The 23,621-nt window shown below is 63.9% G+C and carries 22 protein-coding genes; 12 read left to right on the forward strand and 10 right to left on the reverse strand.

Annotated features, from left to right (window positions below; all coding sequences use genetic code 11):
• Position 1: 1 nt before the first annotated feature.
• The 5 genes from ACO07D_RS01580 to ACO07D_RS01600 all read right to left on the reverse strand — a co-directional run bounded on the left by ACO07D_RS01580 (position 2) and on the right by ACO07D_RS01600 (position 5,035).
• On the reverse strand, positions 2-2,047 hold the full coding sequence (locus tag ACO07D_RS01580) for an acetyl-CoA carboxylase biotin carboxylase subunit (protein WP_421701178.1): 2,046 nt from the start codon (positions 2,045-2,047) through the stop codon (positions 2-4).
• A gap of 179 nt (positions 2,048-2,226) precedes the next feature.
• Positions 2,227-2,433, reverse strand: coding sequence for a hypothetical protein (locus tag ACO07D_RS01585; protein WP_421701179.1), 207 nt, complete (start codon positions 2,431-2,433; stop codon positions 2,227-2,229).
• Positions 2,434-2,704: 271 nt separating this feature from the next.
• Positions 2,705-3,058, reverse strand: a complete 354-nt coding sequence (locus ACO07D_RS01590) for a hypothetical protein (protein ID WP_421704974.1) — start codon at positions 3,056-3,058, stop codon at positions 2,705-2,707.
• A 15-nt stretch (positions 3,059-3,073) separates the two neighbouring features.
• A complete protein-coding gene (locus tag ACO07D_RS01595) occupies positions 3,074-3,493 on the reverse strand; it encodes a DUF6497 family protein (RefSeq protein ID WP_421701181.1) in 420 nt (139 codons plus the stop codon).
• Between the two features lie 9 nt (positions 3,494-3,502).
• The gene (locus ACO07D_RS01600; RefSeq protein WP_421701182.1) at positions 3,503-5,035 is read right to left on the reverse strand and encodes an acyl-CoA carboxylase subunit beta; all 1,533 of its coding nucleotides are present in this window, start codon (positions 5,033-5,035) and stop codon (positions 3,503-3,505) included.
• A 128-nt stretch (positions 5,036-5,163) separates the two neighbouring features.
• Here ACO07D_RS01600 and ACO07D_RS01605 point away from each other — a divergent pair, with 128 nt between their 5' ends.
• The 4 genes from ACO07D_RS01605 to ACO07D_RS01620 all read left to right on the forward strand — a co-directional run bounded on the left by ACO07D_RS01605 (position 5,164) and on the right by ACO07D_RS01620 (position 9,167).
• Complete coding sequence (locus ACO07D_RS01605; protein WP_421704975.1) at positions 5,164-6,408, forward strand: multidrug effflux MFS transporter; 1,245 nt, start codon at positions 5,164-5,166, stop codon at positions 6,406-6,408.
• A gap of 65 nt (positions 6,409-6,473) precedes the next feature.
• Entirely contained in the window at positions 6,474-7,862 is a 1,389-nt protein-coding gene (locus tag ACO07D_RS01610; RefSeq protein WP_421701183.1) for a helix-turn-helix domain-containing protein, read from the forward strand.
• The gene (locus tag ACO07D_RS01615) at positions 7,859-8,665 is read left to right on the forward strand and encodes an alpha/beta hydrolase (protein ID WP_421701184.1); all 807 of its coding nucleotides are present in this window, start codon (positions 7,859-7,861) and stop codon (positions 8,663-8,665) included. The genes ACO07D_RS01610 and ACO07D_RS01615 overlap by 4 nt, the downstream gene beginning before the upstream one ends.
• A 25-nt stretch (positions 8,666-8,690) precedes the next feature.
• Positions 8,691-9,167 carry a CoxG family protein gene (locus ACO07D_RS01620; RefSeq protein WP_421701185.1) on the forward strand — a complete coding sequence of 159 codons (477 nt, stop codon included), beginning with the start codon at positions 8,691-8,693 and terminating at the stop codon, positions 9,165-9,167.
• Positions 9,168-9,173: 6 nt separating this feature from the next.
• Here ACO07D_RS01620 and ACO07D_RS01625 read toward each other — a convergent pair whose 3' ends face one another.
• The 5 genes from ACO07D_RS01625 to betI form a co-directional block, all read right to left on the reverse strand.
• Positions 9,174-9,410, reverse strand: coding sequence for a YdcH family protein (locus ACO07D_RS01625; RefSeq protein WP_421701186.1), 237 nt, complete (start codon positions 9,408-9,410; stop codon positions 9,174-9,176).
• An 85-nt stretch (positions 9,411-9,495) separates the two neighbouring features.
• Positions 9,496-11,154, reverse strand: a complete 1,659-nt coding sequence (gene betA, locus ACO07D_RS01630) for a choline dehydrogenase (protein ID WP_421701187.1) — start codon at positions 11,152-11,154, stop codon at positions 9,496-9,498.
• A 10-nt stretch (positions 11,155-11,164) separates the two neighbouring features.
• Entirely contained in the window at positions 11,165-12,622 is a 1,458-nt protein-coding gene (betB, locus tag ACO07D_RS01635) for a betaine-aldehyde dehydrogenase (RefSeq protein ID WP_421701188.1), read from the reverse strand.
• Positions 12,623-12,649: 27 nt separating this feature from the next.
• On the reverse strand, positions 12,650-14,158 hold the full coding sequence (betC, locus tag ACO07D_RS01640; RefSeq protein WP_421701189.1) for a choline-sulfatase: 1,509 nt from the start codon (positions 14,156-14,158) through the stop codon (positions 12,650-12,652).
• The gene (betI, locus tag ACO07D_RS01645) at positions 14,145-14,735 is read right to left on the reverse strand and encodes a choline-responsive transcriptional repressor BetI (RefSeq protein ID WP_421701190.1); all 591 of its coding nucleotides are present in this window, start codon (positions 14,733-14,735) and stop codon (positions 14,145-14,147) included. The genes betC and betI overlap by 14 nt, the downstream gene beginning before the upstream one ends.
• A gap of 203 nt (positions 14,736-14,938) precedes the next feature.
• Here betI and ACO07D_RS01650 point away from each other — a divergent pair, with 203 nt between their 5' ends.
• The 8 genes from ACO07D_RS01650 to ACO07D_RS01685 all read left to right on the forward strand — a co-directional run bounded on the left by ACO07D_RS01650 (position 14,939) and on the right by ACO07D_RS01685 (position 23,560).
• The gene (locus ACO07D_RS01650; RefSeq protein WP_421701191.1) at positions 14,939-15,868 is read left to right on the forward strand and encodes a choline ABC transporter substrate-binding protein; all 930 of its coding nucleotides are present in this window, start codon (positions 14,939-14,941) and stop codon (positions 15,866-15,868) included.
• Between the two features lie 148 nt (positions 15,869-16,016).
• A complete protein-coding gene (locus tag ACO07D_RS01655) occupies positions 16,017-16,628 on the forward strand; it encodes a LysE family translocator (protein WP_421701192.1) in 612 nt (203 codons plus the stop codon).
• A 3-nt stretch (positions 16,629-16,631) separates the two neighbouring features.
• The gene (gene choW / locus ACO07D_RS01660; protein ID WP_421701193.1) at positions 16,632-17,468 is read left to right on the forward strand and encodes a choline ABC transporter permease subunit; all 837 of its coding nucleotides are present in this window, start codon (positions 16,632-16,634) and stop codon (positions 17,466-17,468) included.
• A complete protein-coding gene (choV, locus tag ACO07D_RS01665; RefSeq protein ID WP_421701194.1) occupies positions 17,465-18,496 on the forward strand; it encodes a choline ABC transporter ATP-binding protein in 1,032 nt (343 codons plus the stop codon). The genes choW and choV overlap by 4 nt, the downstream gene beginning before the upstream one ends.
• A 274-nt stretch (positions 18,497-18,770) precedes the next feature.
• Entirely contained in the window at positions 18,771-19,718 is a 948-nt protein-coding gene (locus ACO07D_RS01670) for an ABC transporter permease (RefSeq protein WP_421701195.1), read from the forward strand.
• Positions 19,715-20,536 (forward strand): ABC transporter permease, encoded by an 822-nt coding sequence (locus ACO07D_RS01675; RefSeq protein WP_421701196.1) that lies wholly within the window; start codon positions 19,715-19,717, stop codon positions 20,534-20,536. Before ACO07D_RS01670 ends, ACO07D_RS01675 begins: the two co-directional genes overlap by 4 nt.
• Entirely contained in the window at positions 20,533-22,119 is a 1,587-nt protein-coding gene (locus ACO07D_RS01680; protein WP_421701197.1) for an ABC transporter ATP-binding protein, read from the forward strand. Before ACO07D_RS01675 ends, ACO07D_RS01680 begins: the two co-directional genes overlap by 4 nt.
• Complete coding sequence (locus ACO07D_RS01685; RefSeq protein ID WP_421701198.1) at positions 22,112-23,560, forward strand: aldehyde dehydrogenase family protein; 1,449 nt, start codon at positions 22,112-22,114, stop codon at positions 23,558-23,560. Before ACO07D_RS01680 ends, ACO07D_RS01685 begins: the two co-directional genes overlap by 8 nt.
• The last annotated feature ends 61 nt before the right edge of the window (positions 23,561-23,621 follow it).

A 23,621-nucleotide genomic window follows, 5' to 3' on the forward strand; every position in this document is an offset into this window, starting at 1 on the left:
CTTATTCGAACTCCATGATCACTTCGTCGACCGCGAGGCTGTCGCCCGCGCCCGCGTTGATCTTGGAGACCTTACCCTTCTTCTCGGCGCGCAGGATGTTTTCCATCTTCATTGCCTCGATGGTGCAGAGCGCCTGGCCCTCCTGGACCTCGTCGCCGACTTCGACATCGACTTTCACCACCAGACCCGGCATCGGGCAGAGCAGCATCTTGGAGGTGTCAGGCGCGATCTTTTCGGGCATCAGCGAGGCCAGCTGGGCCTGACGCGGGGTGCGTACATGCACGTCCATGTCGGCGCCGCGGGTGCGGATGCGGAAACCGCCGGGGACCTTGCCGGTCTTCAGAACCAGCGGTTCGCCATCCACCATCAGCGTGGCAAGCTGGTCGCCCGGCGTCCAGTCCGAGGTCACCCGCATCGACGAGCCGTCGATGAAGCGAATGGTCGAACCATCGGCATCCGCGTCGATCTTGACCTCGAAGCTTTCGCCCTGGGCGGTGACGCACCAGTCGCTGCCCACGCGCCGTTCATGGTTGTCCATCCGACCCGACACGCGGGTGCGGCGGATCTCGGCCACGCGGTGCATCGCGGCGGCGGCGGCGGCCACCCGTTGCAGGTCACCTTCGGGCAGGGTCACGCCTTCGAACCCGTCCGGGTATTCCTCGGCGATGAAGGCGGTGGTCATGTCGCCCGAGATGAAGATCGGGTGATCCATCACGGCGGACACAAACGGCAGATTGTGGCCGATGCCTTCCAGCTCGAAACTGTCCAGCGCGATGCGCATCGCCTCGATCGCCTCGTCCCGGGTCGGCGCCCAGGTGCAGAGCTTGGCGATCATCGGGTCGTAGTACATCGAGATCTCGCCGCCCTCATAGACGCCGGTGTCGTTGCGCACCGCGGTCGTGCCTTCGGTCGCGTCATCCGCCCATTTGCCGTTTGCCAGCATCGGGCCCGCGGCCACTTCCGCCGGGGGACGGTAGCGGGTCAGTCGGCCAATCGAGGGCAGGAAGTTGCGATAGGGATCTTCCGCATAGACGCGGTTTTCAATCGCCCAGCCGGTCAGCTTGACGTCGTCCTGGGTCATGGTCAGCGGTTCGCCATTCGCGACGCGGATCATCTGTTCGACCAGATCGACGCCGGTGATCAGCTCGGTCACCGGGTGTTCCACCTGCAGGCGGGTGTTCATTTCCAGGAAGTAGAAGTTCTTTTCGCCGTCGACGATGAATTCCACGGTACCGGCCGAGCTGTAGCCCACGGCCTTGGCCAGGGCCACCGCCTGTTCACCCATCGCCTTGCGGGTCTCTTCATCCAAGAAGGGCGACGGGGCCTCTTCCACGACTTTCTGGTTGCGGCGCTGGATCGAGCATTCGCGTTCGCCCAGGTAGATGCCGTTGCCATGGCTATCACACAGGACCTGGATTTCAATGTGACGCGGCTGGGTCACGAATTTCTCGATGAAGATGCGGTCGTCACCGAAGCTGTTTGCAGCCTCGTTCTTGGACGACTGAAAACCTTCACGCGCCTCCTGGTCGTTCCAGGCGATGCGCATGCCCTTGCCGCCACCACCGGCGGAAGCCTTGATCATCACCGGATAGCCGATCTCGTTCGAGATCTTCACGGCCTCATCGGCGTCCTCGATCAGGCCCATGTAACCGGGCACGGTCGACACATTGGCGTCCTGGGCGATCTTCTTCGAGGTGATCTTGTCACCCATCGCTTCGATGGCGCCCTTCGGGGGGCCGACGAAGGCCACGCCTTCGGCTTCCAGCGCCTCGGCGAACTTCGAGTTCTCCGACAGGAAGCCGTAGCCCGGGTGCACCGCCTGCGCGCCGGTCTGGCGAATGGCGTCCATCACCTTGTCGATGACGATATAGGACTGGTTGGCCGGCGGCGGGCCGATGTGCACGGCTTCATCCGCCATCTTCACATGCAGCGCGTTGCGGTCGGCATCCGAATAGATCGCCACCGTCTTGATGCCCATCTTGCGGGCGGATTTGATCACCCGGCAGGCGATCTCTCCGCGGTTGGCAATCAGGATCTTGTCAAACATGTCCCGGTCCTTTCGTCATGATTTCTTGGCGCGCAGGGGATCCTGAGCGCATGTTCCAAGGGGCTTTGCGCCCCGTGCTTGTGAAACGAAAAACGCCACCCGGGCCCTGACGGGCCTGGATGGCGTTTCCACGTGTTTCAGTGCCGCGCGAGGCGGCGGTGTTCAGATCGGCAACCGGATCAGTTGCAGATTTCCAGCCCGACGTCGTCGCAGAGCGCACCCGCGCCCGCGCCGATGACGGCCCCGGTGATGAGGTTGCCATTCGTGGCGCGGGCCACGACAGCGCCTGCGGCGGCACCTGCACCAGCGCGCTGCATGTCGTTCCACTGGCACCCGGCCAGAATGATTGCGGCACAGGCCGCCATGGCGATTGTCTTGAACTGCATCGTTTTCTGCCTCGTTGGACGTTCTTCTTATCCCCCCGTGATACAGCATTTCCGCCGGGCAGAAAAGTGCCTGATCCGATCAACACACGAACGGACCAGGCATAAGGGGAAGGGTAACGGTTTTGACTAAACCGGACGGGGAGCCGGGATGTAGCCCCCGCCACGTCAACGAGATAATCGCAGCCCGCGCCCACAGCATAGCCCACCGCCGGAGCGGGCAGGATTTGAGCCGGATTCTGCTCAAAGCTGTAGGGGGCGAGCGGGAACATGCCTAATAGCCCCCCTCGAAGGCGTCGGGAAAGGACTGGCGCGCACGGTCCACGTCGATCACCAGCATCGCCTCGTAAGAGGCATTGTCGAACGGATCTTCGGCGGGGATAACCTCGCGCCCGAACAGCCAGGACAGGCGGCCCGCGTCCAGGTTTCCGCGTTCAAACGGCTGGTCACCGAAGTTTTCCAACAGCGCCTGCATGAACCCCGCATCCGCGCGCCGGTCGGCCGGTTTGCGGTCGGCATAACGTTCACGCGCCACCAGGGGCGTCGCACCGTCCTTGTTGGCGCGGCGCAACACGAATTGGTAATCCGTGCCCGGCAGGCGGCCCGGAAAGCCGCGGTGTTTCAACATATACGGCAGTGCCATTCAGAAACCTTCCCAGATGCAGGAACCATGATCGGGGCGATATGCCTCGAAGAATTGCGTGGCCTCGGGGTCGGCAAGACCGAAGTCCAGCGGCCGATCCGCGAGGCTGATGATGATTTGCGCGGGCGGGGTGTCTTCCCCCGCCAAACGCGGCAGCGCGAAGGTTTCGCACAGATGGGCCATGTCGGCCTCGGCCTGGCTGAACTCCACCTGCGCCCGGTCGCGGGCGATGGCGGGGGCGACGAAGCGGAAGCGCACCACGCGCGCCGCGTCCTCGCCGGTCCAGACCTCGTCAAGAAAGCGCACCTCCTGGCCCGAGGGCACCGCCAGCGCGGTGCCGTCCCCGGCCGCCTGCCCCACCTGGGGCAGAAGACCGGCCAGCAGGACCAGGCCGGTCCAAAGAGTGCGGTCCCGACGCATCCCTTGCCCTTACAGCGGGATGTTGTCGTGCTTCTTCCAGGGGTTCGACAGCTTCTTGTTGCGAAGGCTGGCGAAGGCCCGGCTAACCCGAAGCCGGGTCGAGCGCGGCTGGATCACCTCGTCGATGAAGCCCTTTTCGGCCGCCACGAACGGGTTGGCGAAACGGTCTTCGTAATCGGCGGTGTGCTGGGCGATCTTCTCGGCATCGCCCAGGTCGGCACGGTGCAGGATCTCCACCGCGCCCTTGGCGCCCATCACCGCGATCTCGGCGGTCGGCCAAGCATAGTTGAAATCGCCGCGCAGGTGCTTGGACGCCATAACATCATAGGCGCCGCCATAGGCCTTGCGGGTGATCACGGTGACCTTCGGCACGGTGGCTTCGCCATAGGCGAACAGCAGCTTGGCACCGTGTTTGATGACCCCGCCGTATTCCTGCGAGGTGCCGGGCAGGAAGCCGGGTACATCGACCAGGGTCAGGATCGGGATTTCGAAGGCGTCACAGAAGCGCACAAAACGGGCCGCCTTGCGCGAGCTGTCGATGTCCAGGCAGCCCGCCAGCACCATCGGCTGGTTCGCCACCACGCCCACGGTCTGACCCTCCAGGCGCATGAAACCGGTGATGATGTTCTTCGCGTAGTCTTCCTGAATCTCGTAGAAATCGCCCTCGTCACCGATCTTCGTGATCAGCTCCTTCATGTCATAGGGCGTGTTCGGGTTGTCCGGCACCAGCGTGTCCAGGCTTTCCTCGATCCGGCCCGGCTCGTCAAAGAAGGGGCGCACCGGCGGCTTCTCGCGGTTGTTGAGCGGCAGGAAGTCGACCAGACGACGCACCTCCGACAGGGCTTCGACGTCGTTCTCGAAGGCGCCATCTGCGACCGAGCTCTTCTTGGTGTGGGTCGAGGCGCCGCCAAGCTCCTCGGCCGTCACGACCTCGTTGGTCACGGTCTTCACCACGTCGGGGCCGGTGACGAACATGTAGGAGGTGTCTTTCACCATGAAGATGAAGTCGGTCATCGCCGGTGAATAGACCGCACCACCGGCGCAGGGGCCCATGATGACGGAGATTTGCGGCACGACGCCCGAGGCCATGATGTTGCGCTGGAACACTTCGGCGTAACCGGCCAGCGAGGCGACGCCTTCCTGGATCCGCGCCCCGCCCGAATCGTTGATGCCGATGACCGGCGCGCCGTTCTGCATCGCCATGTCCATGATCTTGCAGATCTTCTCGGCGTGGGTTTCCGACAGCGAGCCGCCGAAGACGGTGAAATCCTGGCTGAACACATAGACCATGCGGCCGTTGATCGTGCCCCAGCCGGTCACGACACCGTCGCCCGCGGGACGATCTTTTTCCATGCCGAACTCGGTGCAGCGATGGGCCTTGAACATGTCGAACTCTTCGAAGCTGTCCTCGTCCAGCAGCAGTTCGATGCGCTCACGGGCAGTCAGCTTGCCCTTGGCGTGCTGGCTGTCGATGCGACGCTGTCCGCCGCCCAGGCGGGCCTTCTCGCGGCGGGCTTCAAGTTCGAGATTGATATCTTTCATCTGGCGGCACTCCTTGATTTCAAGGCAAACTAGCCGCATTACGCGCGTGCAGAAAGCAAAAAGGCGCGAATTTGCAAATAATTGGCAAGATGCGCGCTGCAAATTGCAAATTAGCAAATATCGACCGGCTGGACAAAATTGCCAAAGCCGCTTACGCCTGTGCCATGGCAGATTTACCCGCCACCCGGTTCCTGGACCCCAGAACACCTCCGCATGTCGCCACGCTGACCTTGATCGTCGCTGCGGGCGCGATGTCGATGAACGTCTTCTTGCCCGCCCTGCCCGCGATGTCCACCCATTTCGCCGTGGACTATCGCGTGATGCAGCTGTCCGTGGCCCTGTACCTGGCCATGAACGGGCTCTTGCAGATCGTCGTCGGCCCGATCTCGGACCGGTTCGGCCGCCGCCCGGTGATCCTGTGGAGTTTTACCCTGTTCCTTCTGGCTACTCTGGGCTGCATCTTAGCCCCGAACGTGCAGATCTTCCTGGCCTTCCGCATGGGGCAGGCGGTGATCGTCGGCGGCATGGCGATCAGCCGCGCCGCGATCCGCGACATTCACCCGCCGGACCAGGCGGCCTCGATGTTGGGCTATGTCACCATGGGCATGTCCGTGGTGCCCATGATCGGCCCGGCTTTCGGCGGCATCCTGGATCAGAGCTTCGGCTGGCAATCGGTCTTCTGGATGCAGCTTATCCTGGGTGCTGCGGTCTTTGCCCTGGCCTGGCGCGACATGGGAGAGACCTTTACCCGGCGCGAGGGCGGTTTCGCCGCGCAGTTTCGCGAATATCCCGAGCTGCTGCTCTCGCCCCGGTTCTGGGGCTACTGTCTGGCGGCGGCCTTCGCCTCCGGCGCCTTCTTTGCCTACCTTGGCGGCGCACCCTTTGTCGCCTCGGAGATCTACGGCATGGACAGCGCGACCATGGGCATCTACTTCGGCGCCCCCGCCCTGGGCTATTTCCTTGGTAACTACCTGTCCGGCCGCTATGCCGTGCGCGCCGGTGTGAACAGCATGATCGCCTGGGGTGGCGTGGTGTCCACGGTGGGCATGGTGCTGTCGCTGGCCATCTTCTATGCGGGTTTCGCAACGGCCGAGGTGTTCTTCGGCTTCATGACCGTGGTCGGCGTTGGCAACGGGCTGGTCCTGCCCAGCGCCAACGCGGGCATGCTGTCGGTGCGCCCGCAACTGGCGGGTTCGGCCTCGGGCCTGGGCGGGGCGATCATGATCGGTGGTGGCGCCGCGCTGTCGGCCTTTACCGGCTGGCTGCTGACGCCCGAAACCGGGGCCTTCCCGCTGATCTGGATCATGCTTCTCAGCTCCGCCGCTTCGATCCTGGCGATCTGGGGCGTCGTTCGGCGTGAACGCCGCTTGTAAGCGCTTGCGAGCGCAGCTTTGCAAATGTTACGCCTAGGCCAGCAAATCCTGCAAAGGAGCCTGCCATGGCCACCCAGAAACTCTATGCCGGCGTCAAGCTGCGCGAGCTGCGCACGCGGCTGGGCCTGACCCAGAAAGCCTTTGCCGAGAAACTGGGCGTCTCGCTGCCCTATCTGAACCAGATGGAGAACAACAACCGCCCGGTCTCGACCGGTGTGGTCCTGGCCCTGGCGCAGGAGTTCGGCTTTGACGTGGCCGAGCTGTCGACCGGAGATGCCGAACGCCTGGTCACCGACATGCGCGAGGCGCTGGCCGACCCGATATTTACCGACACCCCGCCACTTGCGGACCTGCGCCTGGCGGCCTCGAACGCCCCGGCGCTCGCCCGCGCCTTCCTGGCCCTGCACCGCGCCTATCGGCAGAACCACGAAAGGCTCGCCTCACTGGACGAGGCTTTGGGCCGCGAAGGGTCGTCCGTGCAGGCCAGCCCTTGGGAAGAGGTCCGCGACTTCTTTCACTATTGCGACAATTACATCGATGCGGTCGACCGTGCCGCCGAGCGCTTCACCCGCAACGTGGACCCGGAACAAGCCGCCATCCGTGCGTTGCGGGAGATGAAGGTCGGGGTCGAACTCCATGATGACCCGCAGCTTCGTGGGTTTGATGCCGAACGGTCCACCCTGCGCCTGTCCACCCGAACCGCGCAATCGACCAGGCGTTTCCAGCTGCTACACCAGGTAGCGCTGCTTGCACATAACGAACTTCTGGAGGCCACGCTGGATCTGGCGCGCTTCCAAACCGAAGAGGCCCGCGCCATCGCAAAGATTGGCCTGGCCAACTACTTCGCCGGTGCCGCCCTTCTGCCCTATGGCGCCTTCTTGGGGGCGGCGCGCGAGACCCGGCACGACCTGGAACGGCTGGCGGAGATCTTCGGCGCCTCGATCGAACAGGTGGCCCACCGCCTGTCCACGCTGCAACGCCCGGGTGCCAAGGGCATTCCCTTTTTCTTCGTGCGTGTCGATCAGGCTGGAACAATCACCAAACGCCACTCCGCTACGCGCCTGCAATTCGCCCGGTTCGGCGGTGCTTGCCCGCTGTGGAACGTGCACCAGGCGTTTGAGACCCCCGGCCGCTTCCTACGCCAGCTGGCGAAGACGCCGGACGGGGTCAGCTACCTCTGCCTGGCGCGCGACGTGTCGAAATCCGGCGGCAGTTTCTCGGCCCCCGTGCGCCGCTACGCGATTGGCCTGGGCTGCGAGGTCCGCCACGCGGGCGAGTTGGTTTATGCCGATCACCTGGACATCTCGAACGAGGGCGCCTTCGAACCCATCGGCATCTCCTGCCGGATCTGCGAACGGGTGGGCTGCCACCAACGCTCTGTCCCACCGCTGGAGCGTAAACTGCGCGTAAACCCGGACGCACGTGGCGTGCTGCCCTATGAGATCGAGCAATGAGGCGCTTGCTCCTTTTGCTGGCCCTGCTGGGCGCCGCAACCGCAGCCTTGGCCTGGAACGCCGAGGCCATATTGCTCTATCACTTTGATGAAACACGCATTTCCCCATCCGAGGCAGGCGAATCACGGCTGCGTGAAATCGAACGGGACGGCATCATCCTCTGGGTCGCCTCACCCAGGCCGGGAAAAGCAACGGTGCTCTACTTCCATGGAAACGCGGGCAATCTGGCCAACCGCTCCGGGCGTTTCACCGCCTTTCTGGATCGCGGCCTAGGCGTTGTCGCCATGGCCTATCCGGGCAGCTCTGGCAGCACCGGCGAACAGACAGCGGACTGGTTTTCGCGGGTTGCGGTTGGCGTCTACCTGGACACGCCGGAGCTGATCGGTAACGGTCCGGTGGTTCTCTACGGTGAGAGCCTGGGCACGGGTATCGCGGTTTACGTCTCCGCCAGTGCAGCCTCCGACAGTGTCAAAGGCATCGGCCCACCCGCAGCGATGGTGTTGGAGGCACCATATACCTCAATCCGCGACGCCACACGGCATCACTACCCGCAATTGGGTGACCTGGTCGAGCGCTTGCCGAACCTCTTGCCCAGCAAGGATTGGATTACCGCCCCAGACGTACCGCTGCTCATCCTCCACGGCTCCGAGGATCGCGTTATCCCGGTCGAGATGGGGCAGGAACTGTTCGACCTGGCAAGCACCACTGACAAGACCCTGCACATTGTCCAGGGCGCGGGTCACGCCAATGTCTGGCAACCTTCCGCGCAGCGGGCGCTTTACGACTTCCTCGATCGCTTCTAACGTTAGCGGAAACAGAGAGGATACCATGGAGCTGACCGGCAACCGCACCATCGCGGCCGACCGCGCGACGGTCTGGGCGCATCTGAATTCCGCCGATACGCTCGCCGCCTGCATTCCCGGCTGCGAAGAATTGACCGGCAGTGCCGAGGACGGTTTCGACGCGGTGGTGAAGCAGAAGGTCGGCCCGGTAAAGGCCACCTTCAAGGGCGGGGTGGTCCTGTCCGACGTGGATGCACCGAATTCCTATCGCATCTCGGGCGAAGGCAAAGGCGGTGTGGCCGGTTTTGCCAAGGGCGCGGCCTTCGTATCACTGGCAGATGGCGCGGACGGCACCGAGCTGACCTATGAGGTCGAAGCAAAGGTCGGGGGCAAACTGGCCTCGCTCGGAAACCGTATCATCAATGGCTTTGCCAAGAAGATGACGGATCAGTTCTTCGAGCGTTTCCAGGAGGTTGTGGAAGGCCCCGCCGAGGAACCCATAGAGGATTCCGACGGGGCCTGAGCCGGATCAGGCCGACAGCATACGATAAATTTCATCCTTCAGACGGGCGCGCTGCTTGCGCATGTCTTCTTCGTGAAACTGATCGGTCGGCTCCACGTTGGTCTCGGCCCGGTGCACCGCCCGGTTGACCTCGTGGTACTCATCAAAGAGCTTGGCAAAATGGCTATCGCTTTCCTTCAGCGCGGCCATTTTGTCGGCGTGTTCGGGGAATTCCTCCAGCAGCTCATGCGGCGTGTGGGACATGCGCGTCTCCTCTTATGTGTCGCGTTCGCCCAAGCCTAGGCCTGGGCGAGAGGTGTGCGCCTTGACCCGGATCAAATCCGCATATTCAACGTTGCGAATTCTGCCAATCCGGGTGGATCCAGGGCTCATCATTCGACCTCGGCAGCGGCGTGCGCCCCAGGATGTGGTCCGAGGCTTTCTCGCCCACCATGATCGATGGCCCGTTGAGGTTGCCATTGGTGATACGCGGGAAGACCGAACTGTCCGCCAATCGCAGCCCCTCGACGCCGATGACACGCATTTCCGGGTCCACCACAGCCATCGGGTCATCAGCACGGCCCATGCGGCAGGTGCCACAGGGGTGATAGGCGCTTTCCGCGTGTTCGCGAATGAACCCGTCCAGCTCATCATCCGTCTGCAGATCTGTGCCGGGCTGGATTTCATGTTTCACATGTTCGGCCATGGCGGGTTGATTGAAGATCTCGCGTGTCAGACGCAGGCATTGACGGAAGTCGACCCAGTCCTGTTCCTCGGACATGTAGTTGAAGAAGATGCGCGGCGCCTCCTTCGGATCGGCACTTTTCAGAGTAATTTCACCGCGAGACGCGGCGCGCATTGGGCCGGTATGGGCCTGAAAGCCGTGCCCTTCAGCAGCGGCCTGCCCGTCATAGCGCACGGCGATGGGCAGGAAATGGTATTGAATATCAGGGTATTCCACGCCTGCACGCGACCGGATGAAGGCCGCGCTTTCAAACTGGTTCGACGCACCCAGCCCCTTCTTGGTGAACAGCCACTGCGCGCCAATCACGCCCTTCCAGAACAGGGTCCAATAGCGGAACAGGGTAATCGGCTGCTTGGCGGCCAGCTGGAAATAGACCTCCAGGTGGTCCTGCAGGTTCTGCCCCACGCCAGCGCGATCCGCGACCACGTCGATGCCATGTTCGGCCAGGTGTTTCGCAGGCCCGATGCCCGAAAGCATCAGGAGTTTCGGCGAGTTGATCGAACTGGCCGCGATGATCACTTCGGCATTTGCGCGGATCACCTCGATCTTGCCGCCGCGCTCGATCTCGACGCCAACAGCGCGCCCGCCTTCGATCACCACCTTGCGAGCCAGCGCACGGATCACATCACAATTATCCCGTTTCAGCGCCGGTTTCAGATAGGCATTGGCGGCGGACCAGCGTCGGCCCTGCCAGACGGTCTGCTCCATCGGGCCAAAGCCCTCTTGCTGCTGACCGTTGTAATCCTTGGTGACCTGATAGCCCGCCTGCTGCCCCGCCTTGACGAAAGCCGCATGGAGCGGGTTGTTGCGAGGGCCGCGCGTGACGTGCAGCGGGCCGTCCTTGCCGCGCCATTCCGCATCACCGCCATGACCGCTGTCATGCCAGGTCTCCATGCGTTTGAAATAGGGCAGCACATCCGCATAGGCCCAGCCGTCGGCACCGCTTTCGGCCCAATGATCGAAATCCTTCGCGTGGCCGCGCACATAGACCATGCCGTTGATCGAGCTCGACCCGCCGATCACCTTACCGCGCGGGGTGACCAGGGTGCGCCCACCCAGGTGCGGCTCGGGTTCGGTCTGAAAACCCCAGTCGTAAAGCCCCATGTTCATCGGATAGGACAGGGCGGCGGGCATCTGGATGAACGGACCGGCATCCGTGCCACCATGTTCGATGACCAGCACCGATTTGCCCGCCTCGGACAGGCGGTAGGCCATGGCACAGCCGGCGGAACCGGCACCGATGATGACGTAATCTGCTTGCATTGTCAGTTCCTCAGAAGGGGGCTTCCAGCTGGGACAGCCGGACGTAGACGGTTTTCAGCTCGCTGTAGTGCTCGATTGCGGCCTTGGAGTTCTCACGTCCGACACCCGAGGCTTTCGAGCCGCCAAAGGGTGCCTCGACGGGCGCGTCGTTGTATGTGTTGATATAGCAGGTGCCGGCCTCGAACCCGGCCACGACGCGATGCGCGCGGGTCAGGTCCTGGGTGAAGACCCCGGCGGCCAGACCGAACTCCGTCGCATTGGCGCGCTGCATGACTTCTTCCTCAGTGTCGAAGTCCAGCACGGACATGACCGGGCCGAAGATTTCTTCGCGCGCGATGGTCATGTCATCGGTGACGTCGGAGAAGACGGTGGGCTCCAGGTAGAACCCGTCGCGATCCAGGCGGTTGCCGCCATAGGACAGCGTTGCGCCTTCACCCTTGCCCTTGGCGATATAGCCCTCGACGATGTTCATTTGTGCCTCGCTGACCATCGGCCCGAAGGAAGTCGCGGGATCCATCGGGTCGCCAATCACCGCATTTGCCAGCCGTTCCGATAGGCGTTTCAGGAAAGCCGCCTTGATGCCCTTCTGAACGAAGACCCGGGTGCCGTTCGAACAGACCTGTCCAGAGCTGTAGAAGTTGCCCAGGATCGCGCCCGACACGGCAGCATCCACATCTGCATCATCGAAGACAATCATGGGGGATTTGCCACCCAGCTCCATCGTCACATGTTTCATCTGCGCGGCGGCGGCGGCATAGACCTTCTTGCCGGTGGGCACCGATCCGGTCAGCGAGACCTTGGCCACGCGTGCATCCGTCACCAGCGCCGCGCCCACGTCGCCCAGGCCCTGGACCACGTTGAACACACCGGCAGGCAATCCGGCTTCCACAAGGATTTCAGCGACTTGCAGCGCACAGAGCGGGGTGGTTTCCGAGGGTTTGAAGATCGACGCATTGCCACAGGCCAACGCGGGCGCGGCCTTCCAGCAGGCGATCTGGGTCGGGTAATTCCAGGCGCCGATGCCCGCGCAGACGCCCAGCGCCTCGCGGCGAGTATATACGAAATCACCGCCGCCCAGCGGGATGTGCTCGCCGGTGAGTGACCCGGCCAGCCCTCCGAAATACTCCAGCGCATCCGCGCCCGAGGTCGCATCGGCGACCGAGGTCTCCTGGTAAGGCTTGCCGGTGTCCAGCGTCTCCAGCACCGACAGATCATGGTTGCGGTCGCGCATGATGTCGGCAGCGCGGCGCAGGATACGGCCGCGCTCGGTGCCGGTCATCGCCGCCCAATCGGCCTGCGCCGCCTCGGCCGCCGCTAGCGCCTGTTCGACGATCGCGGGCGTGGCCGAATGCACCGTCGCGATCACCTCGCCGGTGGCCGGGTAGATCACCGGGATCGGCGCTCCGGCCGTGTCTTCGACAAATTCGCCATTGATGAAATGGCTCGCCTTCGGTTGGGCGTTCTGCATTCTTGTTACTCCAGCAGATAAGGGGGGTTATTCCCCGCGGGGGAAACGTTGGTTTTCTTCCACGTTGTCCAGGTTCATGTGGTTGCGCATGTAGCGTTCGGACGCTTTCTGCAGCGGCTGGTAATCCCAGGGGAAATAGGCGCCGTTGCGCAGGGCTTCGTAGACCACCCAGCGCCGCGCCTGGCTTTCGCGCACTTCGGCGTCGAAGGCGTCGAGGTCCCAGCGCGCTTCGGACTTGGCGCGCAGGCTGTTGAGCGTGCCTTGGTGAGCCGGGTCATCGGCAAGGTTGGTCAACTCATGCGGATCGTCGTCAATGTTGAAAAGTTGATCGGGATCCAGCGCACAGCGGGTGTATTTCCACGGCCCATATCGCAAATGTACAAGCGGGGCATAGGAGGCCTCGGCCGCATATTCCATCGCAACCGGGCTGTCGCGCCCCTCGCCACAGGCCAAGGGCAGCAGGCTTTCTCCATCCACCCAGGGGGTGATTTCATCCAAGGAAACACCGGCCAAGTCAGCAAGCGTCGGCGTCACGTCGAGGGTCGAGACCGGCGTGTCGATGCAACCCGGCTCCAGCCCCGGGGCCGCGACCATCAGGGGCACGCGGGCGGAGCCCTCGTAGAAGTTCATCTTGAACCATAGCCCGCGTTCTCCCAGCATGTCGCCGTGGTCCGAGACGAAGAGGATGATCGCCTCCTGCCGGGTGCTTTCCAGCGCCTCCAGGATCTCTCCGATCTTGTCGTCAAGGTAGGAGATGTTGGCGAAATAGGCGCGGCGCGATTTGCGGATATCCTCGTCGGTAATGTCGAAATTGCGCCAGTCATTGGCGTCGAAGATGCGCTTGGCGTGGGGGTCGTGATCCTCGTAGTCCATCGCCGGAACCGTGGGCAGCAGATGCTCGCAATCCTCGTAGAGGTCCCAGTATTTCTTGCGCGCCACATAGGGGTCATGCGGGTGGGTGAACGAGACGGTCAGGCACCAGGGGCGGTCGTCATGGCCGCGCGCCAGGTCATAGACCTTGCGAGTCGCGTGATAGGCGACCTCGTCATCATATTCCATCTGGTTCGAGATCTCGGCAACCCCAGCCCCTGTAACCGAGCCCATGTTGTGATACCACCAGTCAATGCGCTCGCCCGGTTTGCGGTAATCCGGGGTCCAGCCGAAATCGGCCGGGTAGATGTCCGTGGTCAGGCGTTCTTCGAACCCGTGCATCTGGTCGGGGCCGACGAAATGCATCTTGCCGCTGAGCGCGGTTTGGTAGCCAGCCCGCCGCAGATGGTGCGCATAGGTGGGAATGTCCGATCGGAACTCGGCCGCGTTGTCATAGACCCCGGTGCGGCGGGGCAGCTGACCGGACATGAAGCTGGCCCGCCCTGGCGCGCAAAGCGGCGAGGCGGTGTAGCTGTTCGCAAAACGCACGGAGCGCGCCGCCAGCCGCTTCAGGTTCGGCGCATGCAGCCAGTCGGCCGGGCCATCCGGGAACAGCGTGCCGTTTAGCTGGTCCACCATGAGAATCAGGATGTTAGGTTGCGTCATGATTTCCTCCCAGCATCATGTCGAGACATTCAAGCACCTGATCACAGGCGTGTTTTTCATCCACCAGGTGATCGCGCAGGGCGTGGCGGATGTAGAGCCCGTCGATCATCGCGGCGAGCTTGTCGGCCATGTCATCCGCCTTGTCGCCCACAAGGGGCCGCAGGTCATGCGCCAGATTGGAATGCAGCCGCGCCTGATAGACGCGCAGCAACCGGCGCGCGCCATCCAGGCTTTGGCTGAGCACATAGAAGTTCAGCCAGGCCGAGATCACTTCGGGGCGGAAGTTGCCAGCTTCGAAATTGGCGTGAATGATCGCCTCAAGCCGTGCACGCGGGGTCTTGGACACCATCAGCGCGCTGCGCACCTGGGCGCCATAGACGGTCAGGATGTGACGCATAGCGGCCAGGAAAATCTGATCCTTGCCACCAAAGTAATGATGCGCCAGTGCCGAGGACACCCCCGCCCGCTTGGCGATCTGCGCCACGGTCACATCCAGCGATCCCGCCTTGCCAATCTCTGCAATCGTGGCCTGAACCAGCGCCTTTCGGCGGATCGGCTCCATTCCGACTTTCGGCAAATTCGCCTCCCATTCGCGTTCCGAACATAAGGGTTGCTTTTTTTAATTGACTCGTCAATCAATAAAAAGGCAGCCTGCGTGACAGAGGAGAAACGCGGGTTCCACCCAGGGCCACATGGCGCTAGGGTTCCGGTGACGTTTCGGTCAGGCGCCCCAGGGGTCGACCGAACGCCCGCAATAAGATTGAACAGGGAGCTGACAAAATGCTGAAAACCACCCTTTCCGCTCTGGCCCTTTCGGCCATCGCCGGGACCGCCTTCGCCGATGGCCACTGCGCCAAGGTGACCTTCTCGGACGTGGGCTGGACCGACATCACCGCCACCACCGCCGCCACCACCGTGGTGTTGGAGGCTCTGGGGTATGAGACCGACATCAAGATTCTGTCGGTGCCGGTGACCTATACCGCGCTGTCGAAGGGCGACATCGACGTGTTCCTGGGCAACTGGATGCCCACCATGGAAGGCGACATCGCCTCGTATCGCGAAGCGGGCACTGTCGACATCGTGCGCACCAACCTGGAAGGCGCGAAATACACCCTGGCGGTGAACGCCGCTGCGGCTGCTCTGGGCATCAAGGACTTCGCCGACATCGCCGCCCATGCGGATGCGCTGGACGGCAAGATCTACGGCATTGAGCCGGGCAATGATGGCAACCGCCTGATCCAGTCGATGTTCGACGCCAACGCCTTCGGCCTGGAAGGGTTCGAGGTCGTGGAAAGCTCGGAACAGGGCATGCTGGCCCAGGTCGCCCGCGCCAACAAGAAAGACGAACCGATCGTCTTCCTGGGCTGGGAACCGCACCCGATGAACGCCAACTTCGAGATGTCCTACCTGACCGGCGGCGACGACTACTTCGGCCCGAACCTGGGCGGCGCTGTGGTCGACACCAACACTCGCGCGGGTTACGTCGCGGACTGCCCGAATGTCGGCAAGATGCTGATGAACCTCGAGTTCTCGCTCGCCATGGAGAACGAGATCATGGGCGCGATCCTGAACGACGGTGAAGACCCGGAAGATGCCGCCAAGGCCTGGCTGGCCGCCAACCCGGATGCCTTCATGGGCTGGCTGGATGGCGTGACCACGCTGGACGGTGGCGACAGCGTCGCCGCGGTCAAATCCGCCTTGGGTATGTAATCCCGCCGCCTGAACAAAACGCCCCCTCCCCCGGTCCCGGGGGAGGTGCCCCGCAGGGGCGGAGGGGGCCGAGGCTTCGAGCCGAAGCGCAGCTTCGACCGTTTGATAACAGCCCGCCCCCTCCGGACCCGCTATTTCCCGAGTTTTCATGACCCTGACCGCGCTCGCCCTCTTCCTGCCCGCCTGTTTCGCGTTGAACGTGGCCCCCGGCCCGAACAATGTGCTGGCCTTCGCCAATGCCTCGCGGCGCGGCTTTCTGGCCGGGCTGATTGGCGGCATGGGGCGCATGCTGCCCTTTGCGACGATGATCGCCCTGGTCGGTCTGGGCCTGGGCGCGCTTCTGGCCCTGTCCGAGGCCGCATTTACCGCAGTCAAACTCGCCGGTGCCGCCTATCTGATCTACATCGGCTGGCGCATGTGGCGGGCACCCGCGCCGACGGCCCAGACTGCCCGTGACGAGCCGCTCTCCGCGCTAATCCGCCGCGATTTCCTGATCGCCATCGGCAACCCCAAGGCCATCGCGATCTTTACCGCCTTCTTCCCGCAGTTCACCGACCTTTCGGCCCCGCTGGCCCCGCAATACGCCACGCTGGGCGTGCTGTTCCTGGGGCTGGAGGTGCTAGCGGTCGCCACCTATGCCGCCCTCGGGACCGGGCTGAAAGGTTTCCTCACACCGCTGCGCCTTCACCGGATGAACCGGGGCGTGGGCGGGTTTCTCATCTTCTCCGGCCTGACCATGGCCCTCAGCGAAAGGCACTGACCCTTGGACTGGCTCACTGATAACAAGATCCCCGTGGGGAAAGTATCGAAGAAGGTCTTCGACTGGCTGCAGGAAACCGGCGAACCGGTGTTCGACTGGATTTCCTGGGCAATGGAGCTTCTGATCGATGGGCTCCTGTGGATCTGGCAAACGCCCCATCCGCTGTTCGTCGTGGCCGTTGTGGTCGCCCTGACCTGGTTTCTTCAGCGCAGTTGGAAGATCTGCTTGATGGTGGTCGCGGGCTTCCTGTTCATCCTGAACCAGGGCTATTGGGAGGAAACCACCGAAAGCCTGACTCTGGTCCTGTCGGCCTGTGTCGTCTGCATGGCGGTGGGTGTACCGATCGGCATTGCCGCCGCACACCGCCCCCGGCTTTATGCCGCGATGCGCCCGATCCTCGACCTGATGCAGACCCTACCCACTTTCGTCTACCTGATCCCCGCGATCGTCTTCTTCGGCATCGGCATGGTGCCGGGGCTCCTGGCCACGGTGATCTTCGTGCTGCCCGCGCCGATCCGCCTAACCCACCTGGGCGTCAGCTCGACGCCCCCCGCCCTTTTGGAAGCCGCCCAGGCCTTCGGCGCGACGCCGCGCCAGACCCTGTGGAAAGTCGAACTGCCCTACGCGCTGCCGCAGATCATGGCCGGTTTGAACCAGACCATCATGCTGTCGCTGTCCATGGTTGTCATCGCAGCCCTGGTCGGCGCGGACGGGCTGGGCGTGCCGGTGCTGCGCGCGCTGAACCAGGTCAACACCGCTCTGGGCTTTGAGAGCGGCTTCATCATCGTCGTGGTCGCGATCATGCTCGACCGCATCCTTCGCGTGGAGCGTGACAAATGAGCATTGCCGTCGAATTCGATACCGTCTCGATCGTCTTTGGGGACACCCCCGAAAAAGCCCTGCCGCTGATGGACCAGGACCAGAGCCGCGCCGAGGTGCAGGAGGCCACCGGCCAGGTGCTGGGCGTGCATGACTGTTCGATCAGCGTGGAAGAGGGCGAAATCCTCGTGCTGATGGGCCTGTCGGGCTCGGGCAAATCCACCCTGCTGCGCGCGGTGAACGGGTTGAACCCGGTGGTGCGCGGGCAGGTGCGGGTGAACGATGGCGAGGGGCTGGTCGATGTCAGCCATTCCGACCCCGCCACCCTGCGCCACCTGCGACAGCACCGTGTCGCCATGGTGTTCCAGCAGTTCGGCCTCTTGCCCTGGCGCACGGTGCGCGAGAACGTCGGCCTGGGGCTTGAGCTGGCCGGCATGCCCCCGGCCGAACGCAACGCCCAGGTGGACAAGCAGCTGGGTCTGGTCGGCCTGTCCGACTGGGCCGACAACAAGGTCAGCGAGCTGTCGGGCGGCATGCAGCAGCGCGTGGGCCTGGCCCGCGCCTTTGCCACCGACGCGCCGATCCTGTTGATGGACGAACCCTTCTCAGCGCTCGACCCGCTCATTCGCACCAAGCTGCAGGACGAGCTGATCGACCTGCAAAACGAGCTGAAACGCACGATCATTTTTGTCAGCCACGACCTGGACGAGGCCTTCAAGCTGGGCGACCGCATCGCCATCATGGAGGGCGGGCGTATCGTGCAATGCGGCACCCCGCGCGACATCTTTACCAACCCGGCGAATGAGTATGTGGCAGATTTCGTGGCCCACATGAACCCGCTGGGGGTACTCTGCGCGCGCGACGTGATGGAACCGGCCTCGGGTGACTACGAGCACATCGTGCGCCCCAATGCCGACATCCACAGCGTCATGGAGCTGGTAAAAACCCATGACGCGCCGGTTGGCGTGGCCTGGGAGGACGGGCATGTGATCGGTCAGGTGACCTCGGACAGGGTGCTCGAGAAACTGCTGGACCCGCGCGGCGACTGACCCTTCGGGGGCGCCCACCCTTCTTTTTGCACACCGGGCGCATATGTCGACGACGCGGCAAGGCGCGGGTTAGTCCCGCGCCTTTTCCTTTTGATGGCCGCGCTGACGCGCGGCAGGGGGCTTTGCCCCCACGCCAAGCCCCTTCGGGCCTTGCCGCTCCCCCAGGATATTTATGGAAAGATGAAAAGGGCGGGCAGCGCTTGGCCCAGGACGGACCGGAAGCGGGGCGAAATCCGCCCTTTTCCCTGTCCTCTCTTGGGTCTAACGTCGCCTCATGTTGCGCTTTGCCCTGATCCGCGCCCTGTCACTCACCCTCTCGCTCATTGTCGCGAGCCTGGTGATCTTCGCGGTGATCGAGGTCATTCCGGGCGACCCGGCCGCCTTCATGCTGGGGCTGAACGCGCAGCCCGAAACCATCGCCGCCCTGCGCGAGGAACTGGGGCTGACAGGCTCCCTGCCCGCCCGCTATCTGGGCTGGGTCGCAGGGATGCTGACCGGCGACTTCGGGCAGAGCTATACCTACCGTGTGCCTGTGTCCGAGCTAATCACACAGCGCCTGCAAGTGTCGCTGCCGCTGGCGCTCTTTGCGCTGTGCCTGTCGACGGTGATCGCCATTCCGGTCGGGTTAATTGCGGCGGCGCGACGGGGCAAGGCAACCGATTACGGCGTCATGGGCGCCACGCAGTTGGGCATCGCGGTGCCCAACTTCTGGTTCGCCATGCTGTTGGTGCTGGTCTTTGCCGTGAACCTGCGCTGGTTTTCGGCGGGTGGTTTCCCCGGTTGGGACGCCGGATTGGCTGCGGGGATAAGGGCGCTGACCCTGCCCGCCGTGGCGCTCGCGCTGCCGCAGGCGTCGATCCTGGCGCGCGTCATGCGATCGAGCCTCTTGGACACGCTGCACCAGGATTACATCCGCACCGCCCGCGCCAAGGGCCTGTCGATGCGCCAGGCCACCATCCGCCACGCGCTGCGCAACGCTCTGATCCCTGTGCTGACGATCATCGGGCTGCAGTTCAGCTTCCTGCTGGCGGGCGCCATCATCATCGAGAACGTCTTCTTCCTGCCGGGCCTTGGTCGGCTGATTTTCCAGGCCATTACCCAGCGCGACCTGGTGGTGGTGGAAAGCGTGACCATGCTGTTGGTCTTTGCCGTGATCCTGGTCACCTTCCTGGTCGACATCGCCTATGCGGCCGTCGACCCCCGGCTGAGGAGACGCGCATGAGATTCCCGGCACAGGTTGTCCTGGGCGCCACCATCAGCGCCGTGTTTCTGGCCCTCATCACTCTGTCCTTCGCCTGGACGCCCCATGATGTGACCACCCTGCCGATTGCCGAGAAACTGCAGGCGCCGTCAGGGAAATACTGGCTGGGGACCGACCACCTGGGCCGTGATCTACTGTCGATGCTGATGGAGGGCGGGCGCACCTCCATCGCGGTTGCGATCATCGCCGTAGGCATCGGCATCGGCCTGGGCGTGCCCCTGGGCCTGGCCGCCGCGGCCACGCGGGGCAGTCTGTTGGACGAGGTCATCATGCGCGGCAATGACCTGATCTTCGCCTTCCCCTCGCTGGTCATCGCCATCCTGATCACCGCCGTCTTCGGCCCGTCGGCCACCAATGCGATCCTGGCCATCGGCATCTTCAACATCCCGGTCTTTGCCCGTGTCGCACGCGGCGGGGCGCTGACGATCTGGACGCAGGATTACATCCTCTCGGCCCGGGTTGCGGGCAAGGGCAGAGCGCGCATCAGCCTGGAGCACATCCTGCCCAATATCGCCAACCTGTTGATCGTGCAGGGCACAATCCAGTTCTCCCTGGGCATCCTGGCCGAGGCGGGGCTCAGCTACGTGGGCCTGGGCGCCCAGCCCCCCACACCCAGCTGGGGCCGCATGCTGGCGGATGCGCAGACCTTCATCTACACCGAACCGCAACTGGCGGTGCTGCCCGGCCTGTCCATCGTCTTGATGGTCCTGGGGCTGAATCTGATGGGCGACGGGCTGCGCGACCTTCTGGATCCCCGCATTCGGAGGGCGCGCGCATGATCGAGGCCCGCGACCTGTCCCTGTCGATCCACGGCGCCCCAATCCTCGACCAGGTGAGTTTCGCCCTTGAGCCTGGCAAGACCTTCGGCCTTGTGGGCGAAAGCGGGTCGGGCAAGTCGATGACCGCCCTTGCCATCATGGGGCTTCTGCCACACGGGGCTGAAACATCCGGTCAGGTTCTGCTGGACGGTGGCGACCTGTCGCAGCTGAACGACCGCGATCTCTGCGCCATTCGCGGCAACCGCATCTCGATGATCTTTCAGGAGCCAATGACGGCGTTGAACCCGGTCAAGACCATCGGCGACCAGGTGGCCGAGACGCTGCTCATCCACACCAAGGCGACCCGCGCCGAGGCCCTGCGCATCGCGGAAGAGAAACTGACCCGCGTCGGCCTGCCGCCAGACCGCTTTCCGCTGGACCGGTTCCCGCATGAGCTTTCGGGCGGACAGCGGCAGAGGGTCTGCATCGCCATGGCGATTGCGCTGCACCCGGAGCTGTTGATCGCGGATGAACCCACCACCGCGCTGGACGTGACCACGCAGGCGCAGATCCTGAACTTGCTGCGGGATCTGGTGGAGGAAGAGGGCATGTCGCTGCTGCTGATCACCCATGACTTGGCCGTAGTAGCCGATGTGGCAGACCACGTGGCGGTAATGCAGAAAGGGCAGATCGTCGAACAGGGGCCGACCGAACAGCTCTTTCGCACCATGGCGCATCCCTATACCCGGCAACTGCTCGAAGCCTCCTCGCACCAGCCAGATCGCATCACGCCCCCCGCGCCGGAACCGCTGTTGGAGGTCGACGGGGCGGTGCGCGACTACGCCCTGCCGCGTCGCTCACTCTTTGGCCCCGCACCGACATTCCGGGCGGTCAAGGGCGTGTCGTTCTCCATGCAGACCGGTGAAAGCCTGGGGCTGGTCGGGGAAAGTGGCTGCGGGAAATCCACGCTGACCCGGGCGATCCTGGGGCTGGAACCGTTGCAAGGCGGCGAAATCCGCCTGTTCGGCCAGCCCATGACGCCTGAAACCGCGGGCGGGCTGCGCTCCGGCATCCAGGTCGTGTTTCAAGACCCCTATGGCAGCTTCAATCCACGCTGGCGGGTGGATCGGCTGGTGGCCGAACCCTTCCACCTGATGCCCGAGCGCCCCGCCGACTGGCGCGACCGCGTGGCCGAGGCGCTGCGCGAAGTGGGCTTGCCGCGCGAGGCGATGGAGCGTTACCCGCACGAGTTCTCCGGCGGACAACGCCAGCGTATCGCCATCGCTCGCGCCCTGATCCTGCGCCCGGACCTGATCATCCTGGACGAAGCGGTGTCCGCGCTGGATGTCTCGATCCGGGCAGAGATCCTGGACCTGTTGGCAGCCCTGCGCGAAAGCCACGGGCTGGCTTACCTGTTCATCTCGCATGACCTGTCCGTGGTTCGCTCGATCACCGACCGGGTGCTGGTCATGCAGGCGGGCGAGATCGTCGAGGAAGGCCCGACCGAGCGCGTCTTCTCGCGCCCCGCCCACCCCTATACGCAAAAGCTGATCAAGGCCGCGCCGGTTATCCCGGCTGACTGGAAGGAAGACGAAGATGCGTGAGCTCTGGTACGACGCGACACAGGTGCATATCGGCGGCGAATGGCGCGCGCCGGAGGGGGGCGGGCAACTTCCGCTGGAAAACCCGTCGCGCGGGGAGCAAATCGGCTCCATCGCACGGGGCAAGGCGGCGGATATCGACGCAGCGGTGACGGCGGCGCGCGCGGCGTTGGACGGCGACTGGGGCCGCATGACCGCGGTGGAACGCGGGCGCATCCTGACGCGCATCGGCCAGCTGGTCGAAACGCGAATTGAAGAGCTGACGGTGATCGAGGCCATGGACGTGGGCAAGCCTCTGACCCAGGCACGCAATGACGCCATCGCACTGGCCCGATACATGGAATTCTACGGCGGTGCGGCGGATAAGGTGATGGGCGCCACGATCCCCTACCTGGACGGCTACACCGTCTATACCCTGCGTGAACCACATGGGGTGACCGGCCATATCGTGCCATGGAACTACCCGATGCAGATCATTGGCCGCTCGGTCGGCGCAGCCCTGGCCATGGGCAATGCCTGCGTGTTGAAACCGGCCGAAGAAGCCTGCCTGACCGCGCTGGCCTTTGTGGCTCTGGCCGAGGAGGCCGGGTTGCCGCCGGGCGCGTTGAACGTCGTGCCGGGATTGGGTGAAGAGGCGGGTGCGGCGCTGGCCGCCCATCCAGGCGTGGACCATATCTCCTTCACCGGGTCGGTCGGTGTGGGCGCTCTGGTCCAAGCCGCGGCAGCCCCAAACGTGGTCCCCGTGACGTTGGAACTGGGCGGCAAATCGCCTCAGCTGGTGTTCGACGACGCCGACCTGGACGCCGCCCTGCCCTTCCTGGTCGGGGCCTGCATCCAGAACGCGGGCCAGACCTGTTCAGCCAGCTCACGGGTTCTGGTGCAGCGCGGTGTCTACGACGAGGTGGTCGCCCGCATGGGGGCCGCCTATGACGCGCTGGTGGTGGGGCCCGCGCGCTCCGACCTGAACGTCGGTCCGCTGATTTCAGCGAGGCAGAAGGAGATCGTCGAAGGTTTCTTGGCCCAAGGCGCCGATCTGCGCATCGCAGGCCAAGGTCAGTTCACCTCGGACTTACCGGAAGGCGGCCACTACGTACGCCCGACGCTCTTCGCCGATGTGCCCGCCGACCACGTGCTGGCGCGGGATGAGATCTTTGGCCCGGTGCAGGTGGTCATTCCCTTCGAAACGGAAGAAGAGGCCGTCGAGATTGCCAATGGCACCGACTATGGGTTGGTTGCCTCGATCTGGACCGATAGCGGCGCGCGTCAGATGCGGTTGGCGAAACGGCTGCGGGCGGGGCAGGTGTTCATCAATAATTATGGCGCAGGCGGCGGGGTTGAACTGCCCTTCGGCGGGGTTGGGAAATCAGGCCACGGGCGTGAGAAAGGGTTCGAGGCGCTCTACGGGTTCTCGCAGCTGAAAACGGTCGCCGCCAAACACGGATGACGCGGCGTTCCGCGTGACCTTGGCGGGCGGCACGGACAAGAGTTCCCCAAAAGCCTTGGTC

The sequence above is a fragment of the Aliiroseovarius sp. genome, from assembly GCF_965228805.1.
Taxonomy (GTDB): Bacteria; Pseudomonadota; Alphaproteobacteria; order Rhodobacterales; family Rhodobacteraceae; genus JASBTN01.

Excerpts from the sequence above, each read along its gene's own strand:
- ACO07D_RS01580 (WP_421701178.1), bottom strand. The coding sequence starts at position 2,047 with ATGTTTGACAAGATCCTGATTGCCAACCGCGGAGAGATCGCCTGCCGG.
- ACO07D_RS01585 (WP_421701179.1), bottom strand. The coding sequence starts at position 2,433 with ATGCAGTTCAAGACAATCGCCATGGCGGCCTGTGCCGCAATCATTCTG.
- ACO07D_RS01590 (WP_421704974.1), bottom strand. The coding sequence starts at position 3,058 with ATGTTGAAACACCGCGGCTTTCCGGGCCGCCTGCCGGGCACGGATTAC.
- ACO07D_RS01595 (WP_421701181.1), bottom strand. The coding sequence starts at position 3,493 with ATGCGTCGGGACCGCACTCTTTGGACCGGCCTGGTCCTGCTGGCCGGT.
- ACO07D_RS01600 (WP_421701182.1), bottom strand. The coding sequence starts at position 5,035 with ATGAAAGATATCAATCTCGAACTTGAAGCCCGCCGCGAGAAGGCCCGC.
- ACO07D_RS01610 (WP_421701183.1), top strand. The coding sequence starts at position 6,474 with ATGGCCACCCAGAAACTCTATGCCGGCGTCAAGCTGCGCGAGCTGCGC.
- ACO07D_RS01615 (WP_421701184.1), top strand. The coding sequence starts at position 7,859 with ATGAGGCGCTTGCTCCTTTTGCTGGCCCTGCTGGGCGCCGCAACCGCA.
- ACO07D_RS01620 (WP_421701185.1), top strand. The coding sequence starts at position 8,691 with ATGGAGCTGACCGGCAACCGCACCATCGCGGCCGACCGCGCGACGGTC.
- ACO07D_RS01625 (WP_421701186.1), bottom strand. The coding sequence starts at position 9,410 with ATGTCCCACACGCCGCATGAGCTGCTGGAGGAATTCCCCGAACACGCC.
- betA (WP_421701187.1), bottom strand. The coding sequence starts at position 11,154 with ATGCAAGCAGATTACGTCATCATCGGTGCCGGTTCCGCCGGCTGTGCC.
- betB (WP_421701188.1), bottom strand. The coding sequence starts at position 12,622 with ATGCAGAACGCCCAACCGAAGGCGAGCCATTTCATCAATGGCGAATTT.
- betC (WP_421701189.1), bottom strand. The coding sequence starts at position 14,158 with ATGACGCAACCTAACATCCTGATTCTCATGGTGGACCAGCTAAACGGC.
- ACO07D_RS01650 (WP_421701191.1), top strand. The coding sequence starts at position 14,939 with ATGCTGAAAACCACCCTTTCCGCTCTGGCCCTTTCGGCCATCGCCGGG.
- ACO07D_RS01655 (WP_421701192.1), top strand. The coding sequence starts at position 16,017 with ATGACCCTGACCGCGCTCGCCCTCTTCCTGCCCGCCTGTTTCGCGTTG.
- choV (WP_421701194.1), top strand. The coding sequence starts at position 17,465 with ATGAGCATTGCCGTCGAATTCGATACCGTCTCGATCGTCTTTGGGGAC.
- ACO07D_RS01670 (WP_421701195.1), top strand. The coding sequence starts at position 18,771 with ATGTTGCGCTTTGCCCTGATCCGCGCCCTGTCACTCACCCTCTCGCTC.
- ACO07D_RS01675 (WP_421701196.1), top strand. The coding sequence starts at position 19,715 with ATGAGATTCCCGGCACAGGTTGTCCTGGGCGCCACCATCAGCGCCGTG.
- ACO07D_RS01680 (WP_421701197.1), top strand. The coding sequence starts at position 20,533 with ATGATCGAGGCCCGCGACCTGTCCCTGTCGATCCACGGCGCCCCAATC.
- ACO07D_RS01685 (WP_421701198.1), top strand. The coding sequence starts at position 22,112 with ATGCGTGAGCTCTGGTACGACGCGACACAGGTGCATATCGGCGGCGAA.